At 67.1% G+C, this 13,115-nt stretch carries 12 protein-coding genes and 1 pseudogene; 8 read left to right on the top strand and 5 right to left on the bottom strand.

Features of this window, described 5'->3' with window-relative positions; genetic code table 11:
• Nucleotides 1-56 precede the first annotated feature (56 nt).
• Both ACIP5Y_RS26035 and ACIP5Y_RS26040 read right to left on the bottom strand, forming a co-directional pair.
• On the bottom strand, nucleotides 57-1,478 hold the full coding sequence (locus tag ACIP5Y_RS26035) for an NlpC/P60 family protein (RefSeq protein WP_400353620.1): 1,422 nt from the start codon (nucleotides 1,476-1,478) through the stop codon (nucleotides 57-59).
• Nucleotides 1,479-1,704: 226 nt separating this feature from the next.
• Nucleotides 1,705-2,256, bottom strand: coding sequence for a DUF6676 family protein (locus tag ACIP5Y_RS26040; protein WP_400353622.1), 552 nt, complete (start codon nucleotides 2,254-2,256; stop codon nucleotides 1,705-1,707).
• Between the two features lie 204 nt (nucleotides 2,257-2,460).
• Here ACIP5Y_RS26040 and ACIP5Y_RS26045 point away from each other — a divergent pair, with 204 nt between their 5' ends.
• The 3 genes from ACIP5Y_RS26045 to ACIP5Y_RS26055 all read left to right on the top strand — a co-directional run bounded on the left by ACIP5Y_RS26045 (nucleotide 2,461) and on the right by ACIP5Y_RS26055 (nucleotide 7,925).
• Entirely contained in the window at nucleotides 2,461-5,253 is a 2,793-nt protein-coding gene (locus ACIP5Y_RS26045; protein ID WP_400353624.1) for an aconitate hydratase, read from the top strand.
• A 249-nt stretch (nucleotides 5,254-5,502) separates the two neighbouring features.
• Nucleotides 5,503-6,069 carry a TetR/AcrR family transcriptional regulator gene (locus ACIP5Y_RS26050; protein WP_400353626.1) on the top strand — a complete coding sequence of 189 codons (567 nt, stop codon included), beginning with the start codon at nucleotides 5,503-5,505 and terminating at the stop codon, nucleotides 6,067-6,069.
• Nucleotides 6,070-6,149: 80 nt separating this feature from the next.
• On the top strand, nucleotides 6,150-7,925 hold the full coding sequence (locus tag ACIP5Y_RS26055; RefSeq protein ID WP_400353628.1) for an amidohydrolase: 1,776 nt from the start codon (nucleotides 6,150-6,152) through the stop codon (nucleotides 7,923-7,925).
• Between the two features lie 172 nt (nucleotides 7,926-8,097).
• Here the strand turns inward: ACIP5Y_RS26055 and ACIP5Y_RS26060 are convergent, their stop codons facing one another.
• Complete coding sequence (locus tag ACIP5Y_RS26060) at nucleotides 8,098-8,760, bottom strand: alpha/beta fold hydrolase (RefSeq protein WP_400353630.1); 663 nt, start codon at nucleotides 8,758-8,760, stop codon at nucleotides 8,098-8,100.
• On the opposite strand from ACIP5Y_RS26060, the pseudogene ACIP5Y_RS26065 reads away from it, so the two are divergent.
• Nucleotides 8,713-8,829 (top strand): annotated as a pseudogene (locus ACIP5Y_RS26065) (PadR family transcriptional regulator); the annotation flags it as partial. The gene ACIP5Y_RS26060 and the pseudogene ACIP5Y_RS26065 sit on opposite strands and share 48 nt — an antisense overlap.
• A 380-nt stretch (nucleotides 8,830-9,209) precedes the next feature.
• Here the strand turns inward: ACIP5Y_RS26065 and ACIP5Y_RS26070 are convergent.
• Entirely contained in the window at nucleotides 9,210-9,716 is a 507-nt protein-coding gene (locus ACIP5Y_RS26070) for a MarR family winged helix-turn-helix transcriptional regulator (RefSeq protein WP_400353632.1), read from the bottom strand.
• Between the two features lie 70 nt (nucleotides 9,717-9,786).
• On the opposite strand from ACIP5Y_RS26070, the gene ACIP5Y_RS26075 reads away from it, so the two are divergent.
• The 4 genes from ACIP5Y_RS26075 to ACIP5Y_RS26090 all read left to right on the top strand — a co-directional run bounded on the left by ACIP5Y_RS26075 (nucleotide 9,787) and on the right by ACIP5Y_RS26090 (nucleotide 12,485).
• Entirely contained in the window at nucleotides 9,787-10,287 is a 501-nt protein-coding gene (locus ACIP5Y_RS26075; protein WP_400353634.1) for a cupin domain-containing protein, read from the top strand.
• Nucleotides 10,288-10,442: 155 nt separating this feature from the next.
• Nucleotides 10,443-10,859, top strand: a complete 417-nt coding sequence (locus tag ACIP5Y_RS26080) for an acyl-CoA thioesterase (protein ID WP_400353636.1) — start codon at nucleotides 10,443-10,445, stop codon at nucleotides 10,857-10,859.
• Nucleotides 10,860-11,052: 193 nt separating this feature from the next.
• Nucleotides 11,053-11,514: a hypothetical protein gene (locus ACIP5Y_RS26085; protein WP_400353638.1), complete on the top strand. Its 462-nt coding sequence runs from the start codon at nucleotides 11,053-11,055 to the stop codon at nucleotides 11,512-11,514.
• Nucleotides 11,515-11,525: 11 nt separating this feature from the next.
• Nucleotides 11,526-12,485, top strand: a complete 960-nt coding sequence (locus ACIP5Y_RS26090; RefSeq protein WP_400353640.1) for a hypothetical protein — start codon at nucleotides 11,526-11,528, stop codon at nucleotides 12,483-12,485.
• Between the two features lie 64 nt (nucleotides 12,486-12,549).
• Here the strand turns inward: ACIP5Y_RS26090 and ACIP5Y_RS26095 are convergent, their stop codons facing one another.
• Nucleotides 12,550-12,792 (bottom strand): helix-turn-helix domain-containing protein, encoded by a 243-nt coding sequence (locus tag ACIP5Y_RS26095; protein ID WP_397003959.1) that lies wholly within the window; start codon nucleotides 12,790-12,792, stop codon nucleotides 12,550-12,552.
• Nucleotides 12,793-13,115: the final 323 nt, after the last annotated feature.

Raw genomic sequence — 13,115 nt, forward strand, 5'->3', positions numbered from 1 at the left:
CGTCGCCGACAACTGACAGCGGCTGGTTGTGCCGGCCGAAGCCGATTTGTGGCCGGTCAGGAGATGATGCGGATTGCGTAGGGCATGATGCCGTCTTCGCGGACGGAGGAGACGCGGACTACGTCGCCGGATTGGGGGGCTTCGACCATTTTGCCGTTGCCGACGTAGAGGGCTACGTGTTCGCTGCCGCCGGGGCCCCAGAAGAGCATGTCGCCGCGTTCGCGGTCGCCGACGGGAATCCTTGTGCCCATGCTGTATTGGTAGCCGCTGTAGTGCGGTAGGGAGACGCCTACGCCGGCGAAGGCGTAGATCATGAGGCCGGAGCAGTCGAAGCCGGATTTGGCGTAGTCGCCGTTGCGGTCGGCTACGCCGCCGTCGCGGATGCCGAGGGTGGGGCCGTCCTCGTCGCCGCCACCCCAGGCGTAGTCGACGCCGAGTTCGGACATGGCTCGGTCGACCACTATTTCGACGAGGTCGGAGCGGTTGCCGCTGGGGCGGTTCGGTGTGCCGCCGCGGGGGGTTGTGGGTGGTGGTGCGTTGTCGAGCTGGGTGTGGGGGCGTTGGCCCTGGGCGAGGCCGGAGGCGCGTTCGGCGGAATCGCGGTCGGCTTTGACTCGGGTGGCGGCTGCGGCGGCTGCGGCGCGGGCGGCGGCTTGCTCGGCACGGCGTTGCTGATCCCAGGCGGTGAACGTATCGCGCTGGCTCTGCAGGCCGACCACTGTGGCGCGGGCCGTGTCGAGGCGTTGCTGGGCCGAATCGCGCTGGGAGACAAGGTTGTTGCGTTGGGAGGCTTGCTGGTCGAAGGCGGTTTGGGCGGCGGCTACCGCGTTCTGGGCGTCGGCTTTCTTGGCTTCGGCGTCGGCTGCGGCGGCGTCGGCGGCCTGCTGGGCTTGTTTGGCGGAGGAGGTCTTGTTGGCCTGGTCGACCTGGGCGTGGCGCAGGCCGTCCACTACTTGCTGCTGGCTCTTGGAGGCGATGACCAGTACTTGTGCGCGGTTGAGTGCGATTTCGGGGGTCGGTGCGGCCATGTAGTTGATCAGCGAGGTGGAGCCGGGGCGCATGTAGACCTGGGCCACGTATTTGTTGAAGTCGCGGTGCGCCGCATCGACTTTCGTGCCCGCGTCGGTGAGGTCGGTCTTGCACTGGGTGACGGTGCGCGCGGCGGCGTCGGCGGCGTCGCGGGCCACCTGTAGGTCCACGAGTGCCTTGTTGACCGCTTCGCGGCGCGCGGCGACGGCGTCGTCGAGTTGCTGCAGCTGCTGTTCGGCGGCGGCGACCTGGTTGATGAGCGCGCCCACTTCTCCGACTCCGGCGTCGACCTGCGCGCCGGCGTTGTTGAGGTCGCTGTCGCTGGGGTTGGGCGGCGGCGGTGGCACGGCATGTCCGCTGGCAATTCCTATGGCCAGCACCGTTACCGCTACGAGCAACTCTGTAGCGACCCGTAACGAGCGGCGTCCCCGCATCATCGGTTGTCGCATCGCACCTCCCTGGAGTCCCATCCGGCACTTCATCCCCAACCGTGCCAACGCGAAACCGTACGGCACGTCAAGGATAGGGAGAGATCGCCACGCCACAATCACATTCGTGTAATTCGTGGATAGCCATCATGTTGCCTGCTCGCGCAGCGAATTCCCGCACGACACGACAGCCGAGCACCCGGAAAACCTTCCGGGTGTCAGCAAGGGTGCAGCGAACGAAACTTGGTCAGGCGACCGGAGAATGCGGGCCGCCGGCGGTCGACCCCGCCGCCGCGCGCCGCGACTTCACTACGTACAGACCACCGATCACGGCAATCAGCACACCGAGAAGCACCAGGACGATCACCGTCCACGACACGCCCTCGGGCTGTTCGAGCCGGTCCACGAAGGTCCGCGCCGCATCCGTCGTGTGATCGGGCCCGTGGTACTTGGCCTTGTCCTCGGCCCACTCCAGCCGCGCCCGTGTGAACTGATCACTGTAGGTACCGACCCAGTCGTCACTGAAGACGACCACGGTGCCGTGCTCGGTCGTACCGACCTCGGTCGCGAGATCACGCAGATTTGCTTCGATGCCCGGATTGCCCTGTACGACAATGATGTCCAGGGGGATACCGTGCTCGCGCGCGTCAGTGGCGATGGCGACGAGGCCATCCTTGTTCTTACCCTGGGGGGCAGACACGTGATCCTCGGCCAGATCAGCGATGATGGCCTTCAGATCGGTGTTCGGCGGTAGTTCCGCCTTCATGGGCGTGAAAACCGAGGTGTGCGAGACGGTCACGAAGGCACAGTACGGCACAACTTGTCGTATCACTTCACCGCGCCACGCAGAAGTTGCCCGTCACCCCGGTCGCACCCCCTCCCGATGTGCTCACAGGACAAGCGTACTGTTAGGGTCGGAACCCGGACGGGGCCTCGCGCCCCGACGAGAGCCATCGGCACAGCCCCGCCGGTGGCCCCCATTCACAGACGAGTGGAGCTGAACGTGACGAGTATCGATACCTTCGGCGCCAAAGGCACCCTCGAGGTCGGAAGCAACTCCTACGAGATCTTCCGCCTCAAGGCTGTCCCCGGCACCGAGAAGCTGCCCTACGCCCTCAAGGTCCTCGCCGAGAACCTGCTTCGCACCGAGGACGGCGCGAACATCACGGCAGATCACGTCCGCGCGATCGCCAACTGGGACCCGAACGCCCAGCCCGACACCGAAATCCAGTTCACGCCCGCCCGCGTGATCATGCAGGACTTCACCGGTGTCCCCTGCATCGTCGACCTGGCCACCATGCGTGAGGCCGTCACCGCCCTCGGCGGCGACCCGAGCAAGGTCAACCCGCTCTCCCCCGCCGACATGGTCATCGACCACTCGGTCATCCTCGACGTGTTCGGCACCGCCGACGCCCTCGAGCGCAACGTCGACCTGGAGTACCAGCGCAACGGCGAGCGCTACCAGTTCCTGCGCTGGGGTCAGGGCGCCTTCGACGACTTCAAGGTCGTCCCGCCGGGCGTCGGCATCGTCCACCAGGTCAATATCGAATACCTGGCCCCCACCGTCATGGTCCGCAACGGCCAGGCCTACCCCGACACCTGCGTCGGCACCGACTCGCACACCACCATGGTCAACGGCCTGGGCGTGCTGGGCTGGGGCGTCGGCGGCATCGAGGCCGAGGCCGCCATGCTCGGCCAGCCGGTCTCCATGCTGATCCCGCGCGTCGTCGGCTTCAAGCTGACCGGTGAGATCAAGCCCGGCGTCACCGCCACCGACGTGGTGCTCACCGTCACCGACATGCTGCGCAAGCACGGCGTGGTCGGCAAGTTCGTCGAGTTCTACGGCAAGGGCGTCGCCGAGGTGCCCCTCGCCAACCGCGCCACCCTGGGCAACATGAGCCCCGAATTCGGTTCCACCGCAGCGATCTTCCCGATCGACGCGGAGACCATCAACTACCTGCGCCTCACCGGCCGCAGCGATGAGCAGCTCGCGCTCGTCGAGGCGTACGCCAAGGAACAGGGCCTGTGGCACGACGCCGACCACGAGCCCGCGTACTCGGAGTACCTGGAGCTGGACCTGAGCACCGTGGTGCCGTCCATCGCCGGCCCGAAGCGCCCGCAGGACCGGATCCTGTTGTCGGAGAGCAAGCCCGCCTTCCGCAAGGACATCCGCACCTACACCAACGACCCGGTCCCGCACACCGCGCTGGACGAGGCGATCGAGGAGTCCTTCCCGGCCAGCGATCCGGTCGCCTCGGGCACCGCCAACGACGAGACCCGGGTTCCCAACGCCGCCAACGGCAATGCCGGGCGTCCGTCCAAGCCGATCAAGGTCTCCGATCCCGAGCGCGGTGACTTCGTGCTCGATCACGGCGCCGTCGTGGTCGCGGGCATCACCTCCTGCACCAACACCTCGAACCCGTCGGTCATGATCGGCGCGGCGCTGCTGGCCCGCAACGCGGTCGAGAAGGGCCTCGCGTCCAAGCCGTGGGTCAAGACCAACATGGCCCCGGGCTCGCAGGTCGTCGCCGACTACTACGAGAAGGCCGGCCTGTGGCCGTACCTCGAGAAGCTGGGCTTCTACGTCGGTGGCTTCGGCTGCACCACCTGCATCGGCAACACCGGCCCGCTGCCCGAGCAGATCTCGGCCGCGATCAACGACAACGACCTCTCGGTCACCGCCGTGCTGTCGGGTAACCGCAACTTCGAGGGTCGCATCTCCCCCGACGTGAAGATGAACTACCTGGCCTCGCCGCCGCTGGTCATCGCCTACGCGCTCGCGGGCACCATGGACTTCGACTTCGAGGTCGACCCGCTGGGCCAGGACACCGACGGCAAGGATGTGTTCCTGAAGGACATCTGGCCGTCCCCGCAGGAGATCGACGACACCATCAAGTCGGCGATCAGCCGCGACATGTTCACCAGCTCCTACGCCACCGTCTTCGACGGTGACCAGCGCTGGCAGGGCCTGAACACCCCCGAGGGCGACACCTTCGCGTGGGACGAGAAGTCGACCTACGTCCGCAAGGCGCCGTACTTCGACGGCATGTCGATGGATCCGGCTCCGGTCGAGGACATCAAGGGCGCGCGCGTGCTTGCACTGCTGGGTGATTCGGTCACCACCGACCACATCTCCCCGGCCGGTCCGATCAAGCCGGGCACCCCGGCCGCGCAGTACCTGGACTCGCACGGTGTGGCCCGCAAGGACTACAACTCGCTGGGTTCGCGGCGCGGTAACCACGAGGTGATGATCCGCGGCACCTTCGCCAACATCCGGCTGCGCAACCAGCTGCTGGACGACGTCTCGGGCGGTTACACCCGTGACTTCACCCAGGAGGGTGGCCCGCAGGCCTTCATCTACGACGCCTCGCAGAACTACCAGGCCGCGGGCATCCCGCTGGTCGTGCTGGGCGGCAAGGAGTACGGCTCGGGTTCCTCGCGTGACTGGGCCGCCAAGGGCACCCGCCTGCTGGGCGTCAAGGCCGTCATCACCGAGTCCTTCGAGCGCATCCACCGCTCGAACCTCATCGGCATGGGCGTTGTCCCGCTGCAGTTCCCGGCCGGAGAGTCGGCCGCGTCGCTGAAGCTGGACGGCACGGAGACCTTCGACATCGAGGGCATCACCAAGCTGAACGAGGGTGTGACTCCGAAGACCATGAAGGTCACCGCCACCAAGGTGAACGGTGAGAAGGTCGTGTTCGACGCGGTCGTCCGCATCGACACCCCCGGTGAGGCGGACTACTACCGCAACGGCGGCATCCTGCAGTTCGTGCTGCGCAACATGATCCGCGGCTGATGCCGTTCCCCGCACGCGCGGGGATGATCCCCATGATGCGCGGCTAGAAAAAACCGCAGCGTCCCGGCTATCGAAGGGCTGTTTCGAAGCCGGGACGAAGTGGCGGAGGATGGCTGTAGTCCCCGGACTCGGCCCTCACCTACCACGCGATCCGTTCGCGGATCGCTTCGCTCGTCGCAAGTGCGGGTTCTCCGTTTCGGTCCCATGATCGTTATGGAGAACCCGCACAACACGTTTCGGAGGAGCCCAGTGCCCAAGGTCAGTGACGACCACCTCGCCGCCCGGCGCAGCCAGATCCTCGATGGCGCGCGCCGTTGCTTCGCCGAATACGGCTACGAGGGCGCCACCGTGCGCCGCCTCGAAGAAGCGACAGGTCTGTCGCGGGGTGCGATCTTCCACCACTTCCGCGACAAGGACGCCCTGTTCCTGGCGCTCGCACAAGAAGACGCCGCCCGCATGGCCGAGGTCGCCGCCAACCAGGGCCTGATCCAGGTCATGCGTGACATGCTCGCGCGCCCAGAGGATTTCGACTGGCTCGCCACCCGCCTGGAGATCGCCCGCCGCCTGCGCAACGATCCCGAATTCCGGGCCAACTGGGAAGAGCGCTCCGAGGAGCTCACCGCCGCCACCGTGGCCCGCCTGGAACGCCGCAAGGCCGCGGGCGCCCTGCGTGACGACGTCCCCACCGAGGTGCTGCTCGGCTTCCTGGACCTGGTGCTCGACGGCCTCATCGCCCGCATCGCTTCCGGTCACGCCAATGACAATCTGGAAGCCGTCCTCGATCTCGTGGAAGCTTCCATCCGCCGCCGGAACTGATCGGCCGGAGATCCCGCCGCCGTGGTCCTTACCTTTGCTTGCTAAGTTGCAGTGAGACTGCAGCTGGGAGGTAGGGATTTATGTGTGACGGGTGCGAGCCGCTCCCCTGGTTCCGGGCCGATCGATTCACCCGCCGCGACGCCCTCCGCTTCGCCGGCGCGCTCACCGCGACCGCGGGGCTGACAGCGGCCCTGCGTCCCGCCACGGCAGCGGCCGAACCTCGCGCGCTCGATCCCGCGCCCGCATCGGTCCGCGCCGTAATCAACGGAACCATCGTCACCATGGATCCCGCACAACCCGATACCACCGCCATGCTGCTCGAAGGCGATCGAATCGCCTTACTGGGCACCGATTCCGAGGTGCAGGATGCACTGCGGCAGCGCGGTGGCACCGAGGTCACCGATCTCGGCGGGCAGGTCGCCACACCGGGATTCATCGATCCGCACGGGCATTTCCTGGGTATCGGCGTGGGCACACTGACCGCGAATCTGGCTGCGCCACCGCTGGGTTCGGTGGACTCCATCGCCGAGGTCCTCGACCGGCTGCGCACGCAGGCGGCGACCCATCCCGGTATCGGCGATCTGGTCTGGGTGCTCGGGCAGCAGTTCGACGACACCGGCATCCGGGAACGCCGCTTCCCCACCCTGGCCGAACTCGACGCCACCGTCCCCGACCGACCGCTACTTGTGGTGCACGATTCCGGCCACCTGGCCATGGTGAATTCCCGTGGCCTGGCCAAACTCGGCATCACCGCCGCCACTCCGGATCCGGCCGGCGGCAAGTACGGCCGCAATCCCGACGGCACTCCGAATGGCATCCTCTACGAGACCGCCGCGTCGGCGACGCTGAATTCCGCACTGCCGACGCTGGATCCGACCGCTCTGCTGGGCGTGCTCGACGCCGCGACCTCCGCGGCCCTGTCCGTCGGCGTCACCACCGCACTCGATGCCGCGGCCACCCCGGCGCTGGTCACCGCATACAACGCCCTCGCCCAAGTCCGGTATCTGCAAGTGCGCGTCGGACTCTGGGTCAACGGCGACACCCTCCAAGCCTTGCGCACGGCTGCCGACAAGGCCCCCAACCGTGCGCCGTGGGTACAGACCTTGGGCGTCAAGGGCTTCGCCGACGGTTCCATCCAGGGCTGGACCGCCGCCCTCACCGAGCCGTATCACACCTTCCCCGAGGGTGGTCCGCCCCAAGGCCCGGCGGGTCGATTGCGTTCCTCGGTAGCCGAACTCACCGACCTCATCGTCGAAGCGTTCGGTCGCAACCTGCCCGCCGCCATCCACGCCAACGGCGACGCGGCCGCCGACGCCGTCATCGCCGCCACCCGCGCCGCACGCGAAAAGACCGGCAGCACAGTCCCGGTGCTCATGCAGCACTGCCAGGTGCTGCGCGACGACCAGATCGCCGCCCTGGCGCCGCTGGGCATCGCCGCATCGGTGTTCGCCCGCCACATCTACGTGTGGGGCGACCGGCACGTGGAACTGTTCCTGGGCCCGGAGCGCGCCGCGCGAATGGATCCGGCACGCAGCCTGATCGACCACGGCGTCTCGGTGACACTGCACAACGACGCCCCCGTCACCCCGCTGCACCCACTGCTGACCATGCGCGACGCCGTCGAACGCCGGACCGCCTCGGGCCGCGTGCTCGGCGCGGACGAGCGCATTACGCCGACGGAAGCGCTCGCCGCGTACACCAGCGAGGCCGCGCGCCAGCACGGCCTGGCCGACCGCGGCCGCCTCGCCCCCGGCCTGCTCGCGGATTTCACGGTCCTCGACGCGGATCCGCGCTCCGCCGACCTCGGCGCCATCCAGGTCCAGCAGACCTGGGTGGGCGGGGTGCGCCGCAAATAGCCGCGCGAGTACAGAACGCCGCACGCAGCAAGGACGAAGCGGCGAGTAAGCGGGTCAGGGCCGGAACCGGCGAGAAGCGACCCGCCAGAACGGAACACGGCGAGTAGTAGCCCTCAAGACGGGCCGGGGCGAGGAGCCGCCCGTCAGCTGGAACGCGGCGAGAAACGGCCCGTCAGGACGGAACGCGGCGAGTAGCGGCCGAGGAGAGGAAGCGGCCGATGTGCGCGGCGGTCTCGTCCAGGTGGCTGATATACATGTCGTGACCGGCCCCGGCAATGGTCACGAGTTCCGTATTCGGCCTGCGCCGCACCATCTCTCGCGCGTGTTCCGGCGGAATCACGGCGCTGTCCCCACCGCGCAGCAGCAATGCGGGGCACGCGCTGCCCGTCCAGTCGTCCCACCAGCTGCCGATGACGCCGCGCTTGCTGGCGTGGATGTCCTCGGCATGCCATCGGAAGTACCAGCCGTCCGCGTCCTGCACCGCGCTCTCCAGGAAGTGGAACGGTTCTCCGATCGAGGCCAGCCGCTGGATCGTGGCGTGCATCTGGCCCAGGCTCGCGAACCGTCGTGGTAGTTCGTCCAGCCACGAGTTGGTGAAGTCCCCCGCCTCGGCCGGAAAGTCGATCGCGACAAAGGATTCCACCAGATCAGGGCGTTGCGCGGCCAGCTGGTAGGCATTGATCGCGCCCAGCGAGTGACCGATGATCGCTACGGGTCCGAGTCCGAGTTTCTCGATGAAGGCGGCATGCTGGAGGTGAGCATCCTGGGGTTCCTGTTCGAGCAGCCCATGCACGCGTACGAGTTGCGCCAGCGCATCTCGGGACTGTCCGGCCACATCAAGCCGGTCAGCGACGGCGCGCTGTATCCGGCATTGAAACGGCTGCAGACGTCGGGACTGCTCACCAAGGACGATGACGGCGGGCGGCAGGTCTACACGCTCACCGCGGCCGGGCGCGCGGATCTGCTGCGCCGGCTGCGGGATCCGGCCCCGGTCGAGATCACCGACCGCAACAACTTCTTCATCCTGCTGGCGTTCCTGCGCTTCCTGCCCGATCCGGCCGACCAGCTCACCGTGCTGCGCCGCCGGCTGGCGTTCCACGAGGAGCCCGCGAGCTACTTCTACGAACAGGGGCGGCCGCTGAAGGCCGCCGAGATGCCCGATCGCTTCCGGCGCGGGATGCTCACCATGGCCGCGGCCACCAGCACGGCCGACAAGGAGTGGCTGTCGCGCGGAGATCGCCGACCTCGAACAACGCGCGGCGGACGCCCGGTAGAGCACCGAGATCAGTCGAGGTCCCCGAGCCCGGCGAGGAGCACCCGCACCATACGGTCCAGCTCCTTGCGCTCCGGCGCGGAAAGCGCTGCGAGGATGCGGGTTTCGTTGTCCACATGCTCGGTGACCACCACGTCGACCAATTCCAGCCCGCGGTCGGTGAGCGCGACCTTGACCGCGCGCCGGTCACCCGCATCGGCGCTGCGCCGCACCAGGCCCGCCTTCTCCAGCCGGTCCAGGCGGCCGGTCATCCCGGCGCGCGAGGCCATGAGGGTGTCGGCCAGCACCGACGGGTTGAGCTCATAGGGCTCTCCCGAACGACGGAGTGCCGCAAGCACATCGAACTCGCCGCGCTGCAGTCCGTGTGCGCCGAAAACGGATTCGATCTGCCGGCCGGCGATCAGGTAGAGCCTGCCCAGGCGGCCGATGATCGCCATGGCCTCCACGTCGAGGTCGGGCCGTTCGCGCCGCCACTGCGCTTCGATCATGTCCACCGCGTCGGCGTCCTTCTCACCCATGGACACACTCTATTCGATGCCATATAGTTCGGTAGCGAATTATCAATCACCGAATAGTTCGGAGATAGTCATGAACACCGCTTCCCGTCCCGCCGCCGTCCGCCGCCCCGAGGACTCCGTCACCATCGGCGCCGACAAGCCGGTCTCGGTGCGTCTGCTCATCGATTCCAACGAGGCCGGCGGCTCGAGCAGCACGGTCGAGGTCACCATGGCGCGCGGCGCGGACGGTGCGACGCCGCACTACCACACGCTCTCCGACGAGTTGTTCTATGTGGCCGACGGCGAACTGCAGGTATGGGCCGGGGACAAGATCGTCACCGTGGGCGCGGGCGGGGCGCTCGTGGTGCCCAAGTTCATGCCGCACGCCTTCGGCGCGGCGCCCGACAGCCCGGCCCGGATCTTCATCGCCCTCATGCCCGGCGTCGAGCGTCACGGCTATTTCCGTTTCCTGGAACGCCTCGCCCTCGGCCAGGCCACGCCCGCGGATATCGAACAGGCCCAGCAGGATTACGACAACCACTTTCTCGACATTCCTCAGTGGTGGGCCGAGCGCAATGCCAACCGCGCCTGAACAAGCCGGTCGACCTGCGCCGATGCGGTCACGCCAACCTGCGGCAATACCCTTCCGAACGGTTTCTCTGCCGGTAGCCCGGCAATCGCCGTGATTGTGCGTCATACCACTGCGATTCCGGGATGGGCGCGATCGCGAGCGTCGTTGTGTGGTTCATGGTTTTCTCTGTTCCGATCACCGTGCGCGGGTACGAGCTCGATATCAACGGTCACCTGAATCAGGCCGTATATGTGCAGTACGCCGAGCACGCGCGATGGGAGTTGCTGCGCGCGGCGGGGCTGCCGGGCGACAAGCTGGTGGCGGCCGGGATCGGTCCGGTGGTGCTGGAACAGAACATCAAGTATTTCCGGGAACTGCATCTGGGTGATGAGGTCACGGTGAGCTGCGAATTCGAGTGGTCCGGCGGCAAGGTTTTCACGATTCGGCAGCAGATCCTAAAACTGGACGGCACGGTATCCGCGCAGGTGGATGTGGTCACCGGGATCTTGGATCTCAAGGCGCGCAAGCTGGTTGCCGATCCAGCCGGCGCCCTGCGAGCACTGTCCGATTCACCGGACGCGCTCGGTCTCTGACCGCCCGGTCGGTACCCATTACGGCACCCGGTTATTCATCGAATTTTATTCGGCCCTAACGCTTTCTGCCGCCCCCGCATCGTTTGCCGGGGCGGCAGAATTCTTTCGTTGCGGACCGGATCGACGGTGTCGCGGGATATGATTCAGATCACGCTCGGCCCCGCAGCAAATCCCGAGCAGATCGGAGTTCAGCATGACCGGCGCCCTGCACCGACCCGGGTCGAACGCCATCGCGACCACCGCGCCACCGCTACCCGGCTATCTCGTCGCAGCCACCGAGCGAAGTATCAGCGTGCGCGTGAGCGACGGGACCTGGACATTCCGGCGGGCCGATATCCTCGACCTCACCGACTGGGAAGTTGCGGCCGCACAGGGAATCTGCGATGGCCGCCCGGTCCTGGTGCGGATACGCAACGGCGCCACCGCGGATTTCACACAGCGCCGCCGCATCGAGCTCACCGACCGCCCCCTGACCCTCCCGCAGGATCACAGCCCCGTCCGCGGCGACGACGAACTGGCCCGGCTCACCGAAACCTGGGCCCGCGGACTGGAACTCACCCCCGACCCCGGAGTCGGCGGCGCCACCATGACCTGCTGCCAGACCCGGTCGCACCACGGTAGCGACGACGGCACGGCCTGCGACAGCCTGGACTGACGGGTACGCCGATGGCCGCCCGCACCACAGGATCGGTGCTCATCGTCACCGAGGCCGACGACCTCCACGGTGACGCGCTCACCGCCACCCTGCGGAAATATCACGGACACAACGCCATCCGCCTGGACATGCGCGACTTCCCGCGCGAGAACGGCACTTTCCGGCTCGGCGGCGACGGCAGCTACCGCGGCCTGTCCCACATCATGGGCCTCGACGATGTCACCTCGGTATGGTGGCGACGGCCGCACCCGAGCGGCGTGCCCGCCGGCGCCAGCACCGAGGACAACGATTACCGCCGCGCCGAATGCGACGGCTTCCTGCAGGGCCTGCTGTGGTCGATTCCCGCACTGTGGGTGAACGATCCGGGCGCGGACCGCACCGCCAACCGCAAGATCGTGCAGCTCGAGACCGCGTACCGGGCCGGCTTCGCGGTCCCCGAGACCCTCGTCACCAATGATGCCGACGAGGCGCGCGGGTTCATCGAATCCCGGCCCGGCCCAGTGGTTTACAAACGCACCGGCACCGGCCGTGGCGCCTTCACCGAGACGCGCGTGGTGACGCCGGGCGATCTGGGCCGCCTGGGCACGATCCGCAACTCCCCCACCATCTTCCAGAGCTACATCCACGCCGAATGCGATCTGCGCATCGTGTGGGTGGACGGCATCGAGTGGGTGGTGCGGATCGACTCGCAATCCGGTGTGGGACGGGTGGATTCGCGCCTGGACACATCCGTCGCCTTCACCGCGGATCGGCTGCCCGCCTCGGTGAGCAAGTCCCTCACGACCCTGATGGGGGCGCTGGGACTGGCCTTCGGCGTGCTCGACCTGCGCGTGGGCCTCGATGGCGAGTTCTACTTCCTGGAGGTGAACCCCCAAGGGCAGTTCGCCTATCTCGAAATCAAGACCGGTCTACCGATTTTCGAGAGTCTCGCAAATCTGCTCGTCTTCGGCGACGGGACCGTCATCCGCTAGGTCACATGCGAACCCGCAAGTCGTCGACCGGCTTTCGCCGGTCGCGACCGTGCCTCACATGCGGCTACTTGCTCTTCGCGGCTTTCCGGCGATTCGCACCGCCTCTGCTGCGGAGCTGCACATGCGACTCCACGAGCACGTTGTGGATGAAGCCATACGATCGCCCCGTCTCCCGGGCCAGGGAGCGGATGCTGGCTCCTGCCTCGTATTGCTTCTTCAGTTGGGTCTGCAAGCGATCCCGCGACTTTCCGGTGACGCGCGTGCCTTTACCCAATACGGCTTTACCCTGTGCGGGCCTGTCACTCATGGCTTCCTCCGAGTCGCCGTGGGCGCCTCATTCAAGGTTAGAGACTCGGACGGCTGTGATCAACGAATCATTGTGATGAGAATCACCAGCGTACCGAGGTTGTGACGCCCAGCCCCGCGGACAACGGAAATCCCCACCCGATCTACGATAGCGACCGGATCCGGATCGTGCGGGTAGCGTCGGCCGCGGGGGTCTCCAAATCTGCTGCGAGACAGTCGATATCGTCGAAGATCGGGCACGCGCGAAAACGACAGGAGCCGCGGGTTCGGCCTTCGCCGCAACGCGGCAGGCACACTCGAGCGACCGCAAACTCTCGAGAAGCC

The sequence above is a fragment of the Nocardia sp. NPDC088792 genome (assembly GCF_044750615.1).
Lineage (GTDB): Bacteria > Actinomycetota > Actinomycetes > Mycobacteriales > Mycobacteriaceae > Nocardia.

Bases quoted from the DNA above. Each gene is read 5' to 3' on its own strand.
- ACIP5Y_RS26070 (WP_400353632.1), bottom strand. From the start codon at position 9,716: ATGGGTGAGAAGGACGCCGACGCGGTGGACATGATCGAAGCGCAGTGG.
- ACIP5Y_RS26035 (WP_400353620.1), bottom strand. From the start codon at position 1,478: ATGCGACAACCGATGATGCGGGGACGCCGCTCGTTACGGGTCGCTACA.
- ACIP5Y_RS26090 (WP_400353640.1), top strand. From the start codon at position 11,526: ATGGCCGCCCGCACCACAGGATCGGTGCTCATCGTCACCGAGGCCGAC.
- ACIP5Y_RS26075 (WP_400353634.1), top strand. From the start codon at position 9,787: ATGAACACCGCTTCCCGTCCCGCCGCCGTCCGCCGCCCCGAGGACTCC.
- ACIP5Y_RS26080 (WP_400353636.1), top strand. From the start codon at position 10,443: ATGGTTTTCTCTGTTCCGATCACCGTGCGCGGGTACGAGCTCGATATC.
- ACIP5Y_RS26095 (WP_397003959.1), bottom strand. From the start codon at position 12,792: ATGAGTGACAGGCCCGCACAGGGTAAAGCCGTATTGGGTAAAGGCACG.
- ACIP5Y_RS26055 (WP_400353628.1), top strand. From the start codon at position 6,150: ATGTGTGACGGGTGCGAGCCGCTCCCCTGGTTCCGGGCCGATCGATTC.
- ACIP5Y_RS26085 (WP_400353638.1), top strand. From the start codon at position 11,053: ATGACCGGCGCCCTGCACCGACCCGGGTCGAACGCCATCGCGACCACC.